This window comes from Arthrobacter sp. GW460-12-1-14-TSB2 (assembly GCF_059423525.1).
Genome location: NZ_JBWKYC010000032.1, coordinates 1 through 13,861, shown reverse-complemented (window position 1 = coordinate 13,861; position 13,861 = coordinate 1). Strand labels below are relative to the sequence as shown.

The 13,861-nt window shown below is 67.4% G+C and carries 12 protein-coding genes; 9 read left to right on the top strand and 3 right to left on the bottom strand.

Features of this window, described 5'->3' with window-relative positions:
- Window positions 1-93 precede the first annotated feature (93 nt).
- Together AC07YR_RS22025 and AC07YR_RS22020 are read left to right on the top strand one after the other, a co-directional pair.
- Window positions 94-990: a LysR family transcriptional regulator gene (locus tag AC07YR_RS22025; protein ID WP_055801421.1), complete on the top strand. Its 897-nt coding sequence runs from the start codon at window positions 94-96 to the stop codon at window positions 988-990.
- Between the two features lie 175 nt (window positions 991-1,165).
- On the top strand, window positions 1,166-1,915 hold the full coding sequence (locus tag AC07YR_RS22020) for a GAF and ANTAR domain-containing protein (protein ID WP_494735263.1): 750 nt from the start codon (window positions 1,166-1,168) through the stop codon (window positions 1,913-1,915).
- A 237-nt stretch (window positions 1,916-2,152) separates the two neighbouring features.
- On the opposite strand, the gene AC07YR_RS22015 is transcribed toward AC07YR_RS22020, so the two are convergent.
- The gene (locus tag AC07YR_RS22015) at window positions 2,153-3,070 is read right to left on the bottom strand and encodes a spermidine synthase (RefSeq protein WP_494735262.1); all 918 of its coding nucleotides are present in this window, start codon (window positions 3,068-3,070) and stop codon (window positions 2,153-2,155) included.
- Window positions 3,071-3,296: 226 nt separating this feature from the next.
- Here AC07YR_RS22015 and AC07YR_RS22010 point away from each other — a divergent pair, with 226 nt between their 5' ends.
- From AC07YR_RS22010 to AC07YR_RS21980, 7 genes are all read left to right on the top strand, one after another.
- On the top strand, window positions 3,297-4,346 hold the full coding sequence (locus AC07YR_RS22010; protein WP_494735261.1) for an NAD-dependent epimerase/dehydratase family protein: 1,050 nt from the start codon (window positions 3,297-3,299) through the stop codon (window positions 4,344-4,346).
- Window positions 4,347-4,510: 164 nt separating this feature from the next.
- A complete protein-coding gene (locus tag AC07YR_RS22005; protein WP_494735260.1) occupies window positions 4,511-5,569 on the top strand; it encodes a hypothetical protein in 1,059 nt (352 codons plus the stop codon).
- Complete coding sequence (locus AC07YR_RS22000) at window positions 5,566-5,988, top strand: phage holin family protein (RefSeq protein ID WP_494735259.1); 423 nt, start codon at window positions 5,566-5,568, stop codon at window positions 5,986-5,988. Before AC07YR_RS22005 ends, AC07YR_RS22000 begins: the two co-directional genes overlap by 4 nt.
- Window positions 5,989-6,020: 32 nt before the next feature.
- Complete coding sequence (locus tag AC07YR_RS21995) at window positions 6,021-6,617, top strand: DUF3618 domain-containing protein (protein WP_494735258.1); 597 nt, start codon at window positions 6,021-6,023, stop codon at window positions 6,615-6,617.
- An 81-nt stretch (window positions 6,618-6,698) separates the two neighbouring features.
- Window positions 6,699-7,829 (top strand): YihY/virulence factor BrkB family protein, encoded by a 1,131-nt coding sequence (locus tag AC07YR_RS21990; protein WP_436056465.1) that lies wholly within the window; start codon window positions 6,699-6,701, stop codon window positions 7,827-7,829.
- A 68-nt stretch (window positions 7,830-7,897) separates the two neighbouring features.
- Window positions 7,898-8,806 carry a universal stress protein gene (locus AC07YR_RS21985; protein ID WP_494735257.1) on the top strand — a complete coding sequence of 303 codons (909 nt, stop codon included), beginning with the start codon at window positions 7,898-7,900 and terminating at the stop codon, window positions 8,804-8,806.
- 35 nt (window positions 8,807-8,841) lie between these two features.
- Window positions 8,842-9,846, top strand: coding sequence for a zinc-dependent alcohol dehydrogenase family protein (locus tag AC07YR_RS21980; protein WP_055801446.1), 1,005 nt, complete (start codon window positions 8,842-8,844; stop codon window positions 9,844-9,846).
- 52 nt (window positions 9,847-9,898) lie between these two features.
- Here AC07YR_RS21980 and AC07YR_RS21975 read toward each other — a convergent pair whose 3' ends face one another.
- Window positions 9,899-13,057, bottom strand: a complete 3,159-nt coding sequence (locus AC07YR_RS21975) for a beta-phosphoglucomutase family hydrolase (protein ID WP_494735256.1) — start codon at window positions 13,055-13,057, stop codon at window positions 9,899-9,901.
- An 86-nt stretch (window positions 13,058-13,143) separates the two neighbouring features.
- Window positions 13,144-13,861 (bottom strand): polysaccharide deacetylase family protein (locus AC07YR_RS21970; protein WP_494735255.1); only part of this gene is annotated, 718 nt, incomplete at its 5' end.

Here is a 13,861-nt window from a genome sequence, read left to right as displayed (position 1 = left end):
TCCACAGCACTGAATGGGCTCAGATGAGTATTGCCGCAGAAACTCTGCACTTCAATGGCCAAACCAGCACCCCTTGTGTGCAGAATTGCAGATATGGACACTAATCCCGATGACCTTCTGGTCCTGCTGGCCGTCTCCCGCTCAGCCAAATTCACGACGGCGGCGCAGGCCTTGGGACTGAACCACACCACCGTTTCGCGCCGGATTGCGGCGCTGGAGAAAACACTGGGCGGCCGTGTCCTCTCCCGCGCGGCCGGCGCCTGGGAGCTCACTGAACTCGGCGCGGAGGCCGTGCTGGTGGCCGAGCAGGTTGAACAGGCCGTGCGCAGCCTGGGCCAGCCCGGCAAAGCACCGGACCCCATCACAGGTGTTGTCCGCATGACCGCCACTGACGGCTTCAGCGCCTACATCGCCGCCCCGGCGGTGGCGGGGCTGCGCCGCCAGCACCCCGGGCTCAGCGTGGAGATCGTGACCGTCACCCGGCGGGCCCTGCAGCAGCGCTCCGGACTCGACATCGAGGTGGTGGTGGGCGAGCCCCAGGTGCACCGTGCCGAGGCCTTCAAACTGGGCGAGTATGTGCTGGGAATGTACGCCTCCCGGGCGTACCTGGCCGAAAACGGAACGCCGGCAACAGTGGAGGAGCTAACCGAACATCCGCTGGTCTATTTCGTCGACTCGATGCTCCAGGTGGATGACCTCGATGCCCCGCGCCGGCTCGTCCCCGCCATGAAGGACGGCCTGAGCTCCACTAACGTTTTCGTCCACGTGGAGGCGACCCGGGCCGGCGCAGGCATCGGCTTCCTGCCCTGCTTCATGGGAGACCTCCACCAGGACCTGGTCCGGCTGCTCCCGGAGGCCTTCTCCGAGCGGCTCCCCTACTGGATGGTGCTGCGTCCCGATTCCATGCGGCGGCCGGCGGTGGCCGCCGTCGTGCAGGCACTCCGGGACCAGACAGTAGAGCACCGGGAGGCCTTGCTGGGCAGGCGCTGAGCACTATGTTCGGGCCCCCACACAGCGTAGTGTCAAAAGTAGGAGATGTCGGAGAGCCTTCGCTGGTGTGAGTGCGTCGAATCTGTCTATATCCACCATCGTGGTTGCGGGCGATCAAGAGTCCGCGACCTGCGCCCAGCCCCAAGAGGCCCGGCTTTCAAGGATCGAGGCCGCCATGGCTCCCGAGACAGACGACGCACCCACAGCTGAGCAACTCCAGGACCTGCTGTTGGACAGCCCGGGGTTCACGGAATTCCTCCTCGGCCTGACCACCATCTCCGCCTCCCGCCTGGGCGGCCGCGATCCGATGCTGTGTGCCATCACGGTTGAGCGCAACGGCAGCCCGGCAACGGTGGCCAGCAGTGGCGAAGAGGCGCTGCGGATGGATGAGAAGCAGTATGCCTTCGACGACGGTCCTTGCCTGACGGCCCTCCGGGAACAGCACACGGTGCTGGTGCCGGATCTGCTGAATGACAGCCGGTGGGAACGTTATGCGCAAGCCGTCTCGGGAGAGGGCATCCGGTCAGTCCTCGCCGTTCCGATCCGCACCGACCTCGGCGCCGCTGCTGCGCTGAACTGCTATGCCCGAAGCACCGACGCATTCGACGCCGCCACGATCGCCTCCGTCGAGGAGCACACTGACTCGATCTCCCGGATCCTCCGACTCGCGCTGCGTGTCCATCCGGCGGAGATCTATCCCGAGCACCTCCGCTCAGCCCTCAAATCGCGGGCTGTCATTGACGCCGCAGTGTCCCTGGTCATGCTGCAGAACCGCTGCAGCCGGGACCAGGCCATGGAGCTCCTGCACCTGGCGGCACGGGCCAGCGACAACAAGCTTCACACCATCGCCGCGGACATCCTGTCCGGCGCCGAACTTCCCGACGCCGAACTTCCCGACGCCGAACTTCCCGACGCCAAGGGCTGACGGCAACAAGGGAGGAATGAAGGAAGCCCCTGCGCGAGTCAGTGGACTCAAGCGCGGGGGCTTCCTGCCCTCCGGTCTTGGGGGAAAGCGGAGAGCTTCCACAAACTTACAGCGAGTACAGGGCCCGGATGGCGAAAAAGGGCACAAAAGCCGATTCTTGAGTCAACTTTGCGGCTGCCGGGGCTTTTATTGCACCGGCCTTGCGCCTACGTTGCGTGGCGGCTATATAGGTGGCGGCTATGCAGCCGACGAGCCGGGTGCCGGCGGTGCAGGGTCATGACGGACGGCTGCACCGGCTGCAAAGGCACGCACTTTGGCGTCATCCCAGATATGGGCCGGGACGCCGCCCCCCAGGAGCCTGCGGGCCAGTTGGGGGTCGTCGTCGAACGGCTGGTCACTGCCGGCCATCACCATGTTGCCGTAGCGCCTGCCCTTGAGCATGGCGGGGTCGGCGATGATCAGGGTGTGCTTGAAGACGGCCGCGATGGTGGCGGCGTCCTCACGTGCATTCTTCAGGTCCGGAGCGTCGCCGGAATTCACCACGTAGATCCCGCCGGGAGCCAGCACGCGTTGGGCGTGCCCGTTGAACTCGGCAGTGGTCAGCGGCCGGGGGGTCAGGGCACCGGCAAACACATCGCGGATGATCACGTCGCGGGTCTCGGGCGTCAGCGACTCGGTCACCTCACGCGCTTCGCCCACGCGCAGCCGCAGCAACGGGGCCTTGGGCAGGTCGAACCAGCCTCGGACGTATTCGGCAAGCTTGCCGTCCAGCTCCACCACCACCTGGCGGGCTTCCGGGTACGCGGCGTGGAAGTAGCGCGCCAGCGAGCACGCACCGCCGCCCAGGTGCAGGCCGCGCAGCTTGGGCCTGGCCTCCCGGGGCCACCGCGATTCCACCAGCGCGGCCATCCACCGCATGTACTCGAAATCGAGGAAGAGCGGGTCCGCCAGGTCGATGTGCGAGCTCATGACGCCGTTGATCCGCAGGAGCCAGCCGTTCGAGTTGTCCTGGTCCGCGATCAGCTCGCAGTCCCCGGTGTCGATGTAATACACGCCCTCAACCGGCCCGTCAGGGCGGGTTCCCTTCGGCACTTCCACGACTCCCGGCGTCGAACGTTCAGCGTTCCTGCCGGCAGACCGGCCCTTACGTGCCACTTAGCCGGCCACCGTGTTGCTCATGCCTCAACCCTAGTTGACCGGCGCACCTCCGCCGACGCCCGCGGCGCCCCGGCCGTAGCCTCGGCGCAGGGCGGACTGAAGCGGAAAGCCATACGGTTGCTCATTGTGCGATCGCCGGTAGCGTTAATTCCGAACCAAACACGCTGGCCGGCCCGACCGGTACGTCGGCCGGTGCTTCCAGCCATTCGGAAGGCGGACGGGCATGCGGATCGTCATCACTGGCGCCAGCGGAAATGTGGGCACGGCCCTGCTGCGGCGCCTCCAGCGGGAGCGGTCGGCACGCCCCGGCACCGAACGGTCGGGCACTCTGGAACTTGTGGGAATCGGACGGCGCACGCCGGACCACACGGTGGCGCCGTACGCCGGCGTGGAATGGCACTCGCTGGACATAGCGGACGACGACGGCGGGCCTCTGCGCGCGGCGCTCTCAGGGGCGGATGCGGTGGTGCACCTCGCGTGGATCCTCCAGCCGAACCGCGACGAGGCGGTCCTGCACCGAACGAACGTGACAGGGACGGCCAACGTCCTCCGCGCCGCCAGAGAAGCCGGGGTGGGGCACGTGGTGTGCGCGTCCTCGATGGGGGCGTACAGCCGTTCCGGCAAGGAAACGCGGCGGGCCGAGGACTGGCCGGTCACCGGCATCCAGGAATCCCACTACAGCCGGCACAAGGCCGAACAGGAAGCCCTGCTGGACCGCTTTGCGGCAGAGAACCCAGGTACTACCGTCTCCATGCTGCGTCCGGCGCTCTCCTTCCAGGCTGAGGCAGGCAGCCAGATCGGCCGGTACTTCCTCGGCCGCCTCATCCCCCGGCTGCTGCCGCGGAATCCCAGCCTGCCGATCGTTCCGTTGCCCCGCGGGCTGGCCTTCCAGGCAGTTCATGCCGACGACCTCGCTGACGCGTACTGGCGCGTTCTCGACCGCCGCGCCGCCGGCGCATTCAACATTGCCGCCGAGCCTGTCATTACGCCGGTGGAACTCGCGCGGATTTTCCATGCGAGGCGGTGGCTGCCCATTCCGTTCCCGCTGGTCCGCGCGGCCGTGGACCTGAGCTGGCGGCTACATCTGCAGCCAACGGATGCCGGCTGGATTGCGATGGCTGAAGGCGCGCCCGTGATGGACACAACCCGCGCCCGCCAGGTGCTCGGGTGGGAGCCGCGCACCTCCTCGGTGGACGCCATCCGCGAGCTGATCGAAGGCCTGACGGGCGGACGCGGGATGGCGGGCTCTCCCCTGCTGCACCCGCGCAGCTGATCCGCGGAGGCGGCTGGACGGCTAATGCACCGGAAGATCCAGTCTCGGAAAAACTAATACACCAAGGGTACTTACTATCCGATAGTAATCATGCTTACTATTTAACGGCCAGTTCTTACTGGTTCTTGATCAGCAGCCGACCTTCTTGGAAAGAGAGCGCGAAGATGTCAGAGAACCGATGGCCGCAGGACGGTAGCTACGGCACCCCTGGGGTTGCAGAGCAAACCGCTTACCCGGTGACTCCGGAAACCGACGACGCCTACCCGGCAACTTCGGTAAACGACGCCGCCTACCCGGCGGCTCCCATAACCCAAGGCACGCCGTCGAAGACGGAAACGGCCAAACACGAGGCCGGGGACCTAGCCCACCAAGCAACCGATTCCGCCCAGCACGTGGCGGAAACCGCCAAAGCCGAGGCAGCCAACGTCGCCGGCGAGGTCAAGGCAAACGCCAAGGATCTGCTCTACCAGGCTAAGACGGACCTCACGGACCAGGCTGGCGCTCAGCAGCAAAAGGTAGCGCACGGCCTCCACTCAATTTCCGGGGAACTCCGCTCCATGGCTGACGCGTCCGAACAGCCCGGCGTGGCCACGGACCTCATCCGGCAGGCTGCGGACCGGTCCGCCTCCGTGGCGTCATGGCTGGAAGGCCGCGACCCCGGCTCACTGCTGAACGAGGTGAAGACTTTCGCCCGGCAGCGGCCGGGCACGTTCCTGATGCTGGCGGCCGGAGCTGGCATCCTGGCTGGCCGGCTGACACGCAGCCTCAGTGCGGGCGCACCCGAATCGACGGACGCCTCAGCCGGCGGCCGTACCACTACCGCACCCATTTCCAGCGTGCCCGGCTACGTTCCGGACACCGGGACAGCGGTTCCCCCGCCGCCGGTGCAGATGCCGGCCCCGAACGCCACCACCGCGGGCATGGCCGGCGCAGGAGTGGCTGGAGCAGGCACAGGCGCCTACGCCGACAGTGCTTATGCCGACACCGATTATCGCGACAGCGCCTACGCTGACAGCCCCCAGACCGGAGCCGAAGGCTATCCGGCGGACACCTACCCGCCCAACCCGCTGGCGGACGAAGGAATGCACCGGGACCAGACGCAGCAGGATCAGTGGGCCGCAGATCCGCTGGCGAAGGATCCGCTGGCCGCCGACCCCTTGGCCGACGACCCGTCCCGTGGGGACGCCCTGCGCGATGACCCCTGGCGCGGAGGGCAGCGATGAGCAGCCAGTATCCCGAAACACCTTCCACGGCCGCGCATGCGAAGGCTGACAACACCTCCCTCGGTGACCTGCTGGGCGACGTGACGCGGGACCTCTCCACGCTGATGCGCCAGGAGGTGGACCTCGCCAAGGCCGAACTGAAGCAGTCCGCTTCCCGGGCCGGGAAAGGCGGCGGGATGCTCGCCGGGGCCGGCGTGGCCGGCCACTTCGTCCTCCTGTTCCTGTCCCTGGCCATCTGGTGGGCACTGGGAACGGCCATGGGACTCGGCTGGTCTGCCGTCGTCCTCGCCGTTCTCTGGGGCATCATCGCCGCCGTCCTGGCGTCCGTTGGCCGCAAGCAGCTCAACGCGATCAAGGGCATGCCGCAGACGGCGGAGACGCTCCAGGAAATACCCCCCACCCTCAAACCCAGCCACTAGACCCAGGTACAAGAGAGCTCGAGGTACACACGATGAGTGAAAACCCGGACGCCATCCGCGCCGACATCGAAGCAACGCGCGCGCGGCTCGGCACCAACGTCGACGCCGTGGCTGACAAAGTTACCCCGTCGAATATCGTCCACCGCCAGACGGACAAAGTGAAGGACGCCGTGTTCGGCGTGAAGGAGAAAGTCATGGGAGCAACGGATCACACCACTGACCGGGTGCATTCGGGCGCCAGCGGCGCCGGAGCCCACATGTCGGACGCCGGCGCGGCCATCGGGGACACTCCCCGCCAGGTCCGTGCCAGGACGCAGGGCAATCCGCTGGCGGCCGGGCTGATCGCCTTCGGCGCGGGAATGTTGTTCTCGTCGCTGATCCCGGCAAGTGAGAAGGAGCGCGAGGCCGCCGACGCGCTCAAGACCAAGGCCGAGCCGCTCACCACGGAGCTGACTGAAGCCGCCAAGGAAGTCGCTGAAGGCCTGAAGGCACCCGCGCAGGAAGCCATGGAAAACGTCAAGGCTACTGCCGCCCAAGCCACCGACCATGTCAAGGCCGAGGGCCAAGGCGCGGTCGACGACGTCAAGTACCGCGCCGCGGACGCCAAGGACAACGTCCAGCAGGTATAGCCCGATCGGGAAGACGGCCGGTTGCCCTCGCTGATGCGCTGGGCAGCCGGCCGCTGCGCTTAACCACGAAAGAAGATTCCAATGGCCAAGAACTTCACCCAGGCGGAAACTGGCTCCATGGACGACGCCGAGACCGCTGAGAGCAGCACCGCCAAGGCCCGCACGGCGCCCGCGCCGGATGATTCCCGTAAGCCCGACAGCCCCGGCGACGTCACCAAGCCCTCTTGGAAGTACATCGCGAAGAAGACGCTGCGGGAGTTCACGAAGGACCAGTGCCCGGACCTCGCTGCGGCACTCACCTACTACTCCGTGCTTTCAATCTTCCCGGCGCTGTTAGCGCTGGTGTCCCTCCTCGGTATTTTCGGAGACGCCCAGAAAACCACCGCCGCACTGCTCGACATCGTCCAGGGCATCGCTCCGGGCGAGACCGTAAACACGATGCGCCCGGTGGTTGAAGACCTGGCAAGCTCCTCGGCTGCCGGCCTCACCCTGATCATCGGTATCCTGACGGCCCTGTGGTCCGCGTCCGGCTATGTGGGGGCCTTTGGGCGGGCCATGAACCGGGTGTACGAGATCGATGAGGGCCGGCCGTTCCTCAAGCTCCGTGGCACCATGCTCGGCGTCACTCTCGTCAATTTGCTGATCGTCGTCGTATTGGCCGCGATGCTCGTGCTCAGCGGGCCGGTGGCGGAGTCCGTCGGGAACGTCATCGGCCTGGGCGGAGCGTTCCTGGCTGTCTGGAACATCGCCAAGTGGCCGGTGATGCTGGTGCTGGTCATCGCGGCGATCGCCATCCTTTACTACGCCACCCCAAACGTCAAACAGCCGAAATTCCGCTGGATGAGCATGGGATCCGCCATCGCTGTTGTGGTGTTCCTGCTGGCTTCCCTGGCGTTCGGCTTCTACGTGGCCAACTTCAACAGCTACAACAAGACCTACGGCGCAATCGGTGGAGTCATCATCGCATTGCTCTGGCTGTGGATCCTGAACATGTCCCTGCTGTTCGGCGCCGAGTTCGACGCCGAGATGGAACGCGGCCGCCAGCTGCAGGCCGGTATTGAAGCCGAGGAAACGATCCAGCTGCCGCCCCGGGACACCAAGCAAAGCGATAAACTTCAGCTCCGGGAAGAAGAGGACATCCGGCGCGGACGCGACCTGCGCGAACGCCATGAGCGCAAACGCCGGGACGACGAACGGGACCAAAGCCCCTAGCGCGGACGGGCACTCCCGACTCTACTGGGTGGACATTGCGCCGCCATCGCCTATGGAGGGGAGGGCCCATGCCGACGGCCTCACCGAGGAACGCGCCGAATCCGGACGGACCGGTCGCGGTGGGCTACGACGGGTCCGAACCGGCACAGCTTGCCGTCCGCTGGGCCGCCGGATATGCCGCCGCCACCAACCGAAAACTGAAGGTAATCCATGCGTGGGTATGGCCCGTCTTCACCAAAAACCTTGGTCCCGTAAAAGGCGTTGAGGGCAGCGGGCTCCGGCACGCCGCCGAAGCCACCCTCCAGGAAGGCCTGGACCTCGCCCGCTCGGTGGCTGACGAGGTGGCTTCCGAAGTGGCAGCCGGGCGGGAGGGCACCGAAGGCGTGGCGCACCACCTGGAGATCGACGGCGTCATCGAGCCGGGGCTTCCCGGCCAGGTTCTCCGCGCTGCGGCGGACGGCGCGAGTGTCCTCGCCGTGGGCCACCGCGGCATGGGCCGCTTCCTGGGGCAGCTGGTGGGTTCCGCCTGCCTCGACCTTGCCGTCCACTCACCGTGCCCCCTGATGGTGGTCCGCTACCCGAACCGTTCCGGCCAGCCCGTCGCGGCCGGGATAGACGAAAAACCCCGGCGTGAGCAGGTGGTGGCGGAGGCGGCCCGGCTGGCTGCCGCCTTCAACGTGCCCCTTCAGTTGATCCATGTGGCCGGGGATCAGCACCACGCAGCGCACGGGCGGCACGCGCCGCTGCATGGCAAGGAACTCCTGGACCAGGCGGTAGAACTCGCAAGGAGCCTCGCCCCCGACGTTCCCGTGGAGGGCATCCTGCTGGAGGCCCACCCCGTTCCCAAGGAACTCCTGACCGCCGCGGCGCAGGCCGACGTCCTGGTCCTGGGCGCCCATCACCGGGAAGGCCATCCGGGGAGCACCGTGTCCTCGGCCTTGGAGCGGGCGCTGTGCAACCTGCTGATCACGCGGTAAAAACCGTCCCGGAATAGCAGACAAGGAAGTGTGCCGTGCGTGCTTGGTGGGTTGGCAAACCGGGGCCCGTGGTGACGGGGCATCCGTTAGTGTTCGGCGAGCGCCCTGATCCAATCCCCGGGCCGGGAGAGGTCCTGCTTGCCGTGCGCGTGTGCGGAGTATGCCGCACCGACCTCCATCTGGCAGAAGGTGACCTGCCGCCCCGCCAGCCCGGCATCATTCCGGGCCATGAAGTGGTGGGGGAAGTGCTGGAGCTCGGCGAAGGTGCCACCAGGTTCCGGATCGGGGAACGCGTGGGCGTCGCCTGGCTTGGGGCAACCTGCGGACGCTGCCGCTTCTGCCTCCGTTCGCAGGAAAACCTGTGCCTGTCCCCCACCTTCACGGGCTGGGACCGGGACGGCGGTTACGCGGACCGGGTGACGGTCAACGAGGACTACGCCTACCGGATCCCGGAGGTCTTTTCGGACGAACAGGCCGCTCCCCTGCTGTGCGCGGGGATCATCGGCTACCGCGCACTGAGCCGGGCCCAGGTCCCGGACGGCGGGCGCCTCGGCATCTACGGTTTCGGCGGTTCCGCCCACCTGGCCGCCCAGGTGGCCATGCACCGCGGAGCCAGCGTGTACGTCATGACCCGCTCCGAGGAGGCCCGGCGCCTCGCCCTGGAACTCGGGGCGGCTTTCGCCGGGGACGCCGACGACGAACCTCCCGTCCCGCTCGATTCGGCCATTCTTTTTGCCCCGGTGGGCTGGCTGGTGCCGCAGGCGCTGCGCGCCCTGGACCGAGGGGGCACGCTTGCAGTGGCCGGCATCCACCTGAGCGACATCCCGCCGATCCATTACGGATCCGAGCTTTTCCAGGAACGGCAGCTTCGCAGCGTCACCGCAAATACCAGGGCCGACGGCGAGGAGTTCCTCCGCATCGCGGCGGACATTCCGCTGCGCCCCACCACCGTGCCCTACCGGATGGAGGCAGCTGGCCAGGCCCTTCAGGACCTTGCCGCGGACCGTATTACCGGGGCCGCCGTCCTGCATATGTCCTAGCCGCAAACCCGCCTCAGGTTCCGGGTCCCAGCCGGAATTAGCCCAGCCGGAATTAGCCCAGCCGGAATTCGTGTTCCTGCCCGGCGTGCAGCAGGACCTGCTGGGTGCCGAGCCGGACCTGCACCGGGGAGGCGTCACCCGGGGCCGCGCTAACCCGGAGCCGGCCCTTCTCCAGGTGCACTGCCAGGAGCTGGTCCCGGTACCGCACGTTGAACGTGACCCTGCGGAGTTCCTTCGGAAGGCGGGGTGCGAAATCCAGGGCGTCCCTCGTGATGCGCAGCCCGGCGAAGCTCCGCTGAACCACGTCGATGGATCCGGCCATGGCGCCCAGGTGGATTCCCGCCCTGGTGGTGCCGCCCTGGGTGTCGTCCAGGTCCGCGTCGAGCGCCTCCCGGAAGGTGTCCCACGCCCTCTCCGGATCAAGCTGCGCCAGCACCGAAGCGTGCGCCACGCGGCTCAGGGTGGATCCGTGGGCGGTCCGGGCGAGGTAGAAGTCAACGGTCCGTGCGATTTGCCCGGACGTCACGGCATACCCGAGCCGGTCGAGGAAGGTGGTGAGCTGGTCTTCACCGAGGACGTAAAGCAACATGAGGACGTCCGCCTGTTTGGCCAGCTGGTAATGGTTGGTGCTGGTGCCCTCGGCTTCGAGGATGAGGTCCAGGCGCTGGATGTTCCGGTAGGTGCGGCGGTAGTGCTCCCAGTCCAGCTCCTGGAGATTTTCGTAGCCGGCGAACTGGCTGATGATGCCGTCGGCGTGAAACGGCACGAATACCCTCCGGCCAAGCTTCGCCCAGGCCTCGATTTCGCCTTCAGTGACGCGCAGCCGATTGCGGAAATCGTCCATGTCGAAGCCGTGCAGGGAACTCATGATCCACACCGCCAGATCGCACACCCAGGCCGCCATGACGTTGGTATAGGCGTTGTCGTCCAGGCCTCCCCCGGGGTTGTCGGGGTAGCCGGTGTGGTACTCGTCGGGGCCCACCACAGCCCGGATATGGAATCTGTCGTCGGCAGGGTCGTGTTCGGCCATCGACGCGAACAGCCGGGCCACTTCCACAATGATTTCCGCACCGTGGTGCATCAGCCAGGCCCGGTCCTGGGTGGCTTCAAAGTACTGCCAGGCGTTGTACGCCACCGTGAGGCCCGAGTGGCGCTGCATATGGGAGTAGTCCGGTACCCAGTGGCCGGAACGGGCGTTGAACAGCAGTTTGGGTGTTTCCTCCCGGCCGTCGCTGCCGCTCTGCCAAGGAATCAGGGCACCCTTGAACCCTGCCGCCCTGGCGGCGTCCCGGGCGGTCCCCAGCCGGCGCCACCGGTAATCAAGGAGCGCCCGCGTCACGGCGGGAAGCCGGGATGTCAGGAGGGGCAGGACAAAGAGTTCATCCCAGAAAATGTGCCCCCGGTAGCCTTCGCCGTGCAGGCCGCGGGCGGGAACACCGGCGTCCAGCTCCGCGGTATGCGCGGATATGGTCTGGAGCAGGTGGAAGACATGCAGGTTCAGGATCAGCTGGGCCTGGTTGGATGCGTCGAACTCGATGATGAAGGGCGTGAGCAGTCCCCTCCACGCCGCCTCGTGACTGGCCAGCAGCTCCTCGAAGCCGCCCCTGGCGCGGTTCAGGACGTCCAGGGCGGCGGTCCGGGGTGAGGAAATGGCGTGGTCGCGGGACGTCACCACTGCCACGGTCTTGGTGACGGTTACCGGAATGCCGTCCCGGAGCTCCGCATCAAAGCGGTGCGCGAACAGTCCGCCGAGCTCTTCAGGCGTGGCGGGATGCAGGCTGGCGGGTACTTCGGTCCGGCTGGCCAGTGCAATGCCGATCCTGCTCTGGCTCGTCCGCGCCAAAACCACCTGGGTAGCTACTCCTGGACCGTCGTCGGCACCGGAGACCGTGATGCCTGCCAGGTGACGGTTGGACAGGAGGGCTTCCACCGGCACGTTCGAGTTGGTGATGTCCGTGTCGCAGCCGCTGCGGATGGCCACCCGTCCGTTCCATCCCACGGCGATCACCGTCATCTCGAGCGCGGCGAGGTGCGGTTCCGCCATGGACACCAGCCGGCGCTGGACCACCTGAAGCTGCCGGCCGGCGTCGTCCTCCAATACGGTCTCCCGCGTCAGCAGGGCACGCTTCAGATCGAGCGTGCGGCGCTCGCTGCGGAGCTGCAGGCCGCCGTCGGACCACCACCGGCCGCCCTCCACGGAAAGGTCCAGCGGCAGCCAGTCCGGCATGTTGACCATGTGTTCGTCTTCGGTCTCCTGCCCCTGGATCACGCTGGTGAGCCGGTTGTAGACACCGGCGAGGTACGTTCCCGGATAGTGCACACCGTCCCGGCGGTGTTCAGGGGCGGCGCCCCGCGTGGCCATATACCCGTTGCCCAGCGTGGTCAGGGCCTCCCGGTGGCCTTCGTGCGCGGGGTCGAATCCCTCATAGACGAGTTGCCAGGGGTCCGCGATGACCAGGCCGAGGTCCAGTTCGCTGACGTCTTCAAGGACGACGTCGGCTCCCGCGGCCTCCAGCTCCGCCCGGTGCCCGGCCCGGTCAATCCCCACCACCAGTCCGAATCCGCCGCGGTGGCCCGCTGCCACGCCGGCCACGGCGTCCTCGATGACCACCGCACGTCCGGGCTCCACCCCGAGCTCCCGGACAGCATGGAGGAACAAGGCGGGGTCGGGTTTGCCGGCCAGCCCCAGCTGCGCTGCCGTGTTTCCGTCCACCACGAGGTCGAAGGTGTCGTGGAGGCCGGCGGCTGCCAGCACGGCCCGGGCGTTCCGGCTGGCAGTTGCGAGCGCCACCGGGACCTTCCCTGCCTTGAGCCGTTCCAGCAGGGCAACCGTTTCAGGGAAAACAGGGACAGGCCGGCGCCCCAGCAGTTCTTCGAAGATGCCGTTCTTGCGTGCGCCCAGCCCCACTACGGTCCACTCCCCGGGGCCATCAGCGTGCCCGCCCGCCGGCAGTGTGACCCCCCGCGACTGCAGGAACGCCGTCACGCCGTCTTCCCGGGTGCGGCCGTCCACGAAGCGCAGGTAATCGGTGTCCGTAAACGGATCGCGCCGGGCATCCTGCGGAATCCGGCGGTCCTGGAGGACTGCGTCGAAGAGTTCCTTCCATGCGGCCGCGTGGAGTTCCGCAGTATCCGTGACCACGCCGTCGAGGTCGAACACCACGGCGTCAACCGGGGCCAGCGCGGCGGCAACGGTTGGCGACTCAGTCATGGCTCAGTCCTACCAGCGATGGCCGGGCCTGCCCAGTGACGTTGGACCCCTCTTCCGGTTGGCTCCCCGGCAAGCTCTGCGGCTGGCTAACCGGCGACCAGGCTGTCCAGCGTGACGAAGCCGTAGCCAGCCTGGCGCATTCTCTCGATCATTCCCGGCAGGGCGTCAGCGTCCAGGGTTGAGCCGTCGGTCGGGTTGGACCCGATGTGCATCAGGACGATTTCACCGGGCTGCAGGGCGGTCAACGCACGGTCCGCCACCTGCTGCGCCGTGACACCGCCGCTGGTTCCCTTCCAGCCGAGCGTGTCGACGGACCAGCGCACCGGCACATACCCCAGGTTGTTCACGGCGGCGATGGTTCGTGCATCGCGGGCCCCGAACGGGAACCGGAACAGCGGCCGCGGGTCTGCTCCGGCGGCCACGATTGCCTGCTCCGCCGCGCGGACCTGGTCCCCGATACCGGCGTCCGGCAGGCCGGTGAAGTCCGGGTGTGTCTGGGAGTGGTTGCCCACACGGTGGCCGCCCGCCACGATGGCGGCCACCCCGGCAGGATTGGCCGCAGCCCAGGATCCCGTCAGGAAGAACGTCCCGCGGACCCCTGCGCCCGCCAGGGTCTGCAGGATCGAGGGGAGGCCGGCCGAGTTGGCGCCGGCGTCGAATGTCAGTGCCACCGACGGGCCGGCACCGGGAACCACCTCCACGTCCTGGCTGGCCAAGGCAAGGGGAAACGGGGCAACCGGCGGAGGGGGCTGCGGACCCGGCAGCGTTTCGGGCGGCGGCGTGGGGCCGGACGCCACAGGGGCC

What these genes read in the sequence shown, in the direction of transcription:
- AC07YR_RS22025 (WP_055801421.1), top strand. Translation starts at nt 94, where the DNA reads ATGGACACTAATCCCGATGACCTTCTGGTCCTGCTGGCCGTCTCCCGC.
- AC07YR_RS22020 (WP_494735263.1), top strand. Translation starts at nt 1,166, where the DNA reads ATGGCTCCCGAGACAGACGACGCACCCACAGCTGAGCAACTCCAGGAC.
- AC07YR_RS22010 (WP_494735261.1), top strand. Translation starts at nt 3,297, where the DNA reads ATGCGGATCGTCATCACTGGCGCCAGCGGAAATGTGGGCACGGCCCTG.
- AC07YR_RS22005 (WP_494735260.1), top strand. Translation starts at nt 4,511, where the DNA reads ATGTCAGAGAACCGATGGCCGCAGGACGGTAGCTACGGCACCCCTGGG.
- AC07YR_RS22000 (WP_494735259.1), top strand. Translation starts at nt 5,566, where the DNA reads ATGAGCAGCCAGTATCCCGAAACACCTTCCACGGCCGCGCATGCGAAG.
- AC07YR_RS21995 (WP_494735258.1), top strand. Translation starts at nt 6,021, where the DNA reads ATGAGTGAAAACCCGGACGCCATCCGCGCCGACATCGAAGCAACGCGC.
- AC07YR_RS21990 (WP_436056465.1), top strand. Translation starts at nt 6,699, where the DNA reads ATGGCCAAGAACTTCACCCAGGCGGAAACTGGCTCCATGGACGACGCC.
- AC07YR_RS21985 (WP_494735257.1), top strand. Translation starts at nt 7,898, where the DNA reads ATGCCGACGGCCTCACCGAGGAACGCGCCGAATCCGGACGGACCGGTC.
- AC07YR_RS21975 (WP_494735256.1), bottom strand. Translation starts at nt 13,057, where the DNA reads ATGACTGAGTCGCCAACCGTTGCCGCCGCGCTGGCCCCGGTTGACGCC.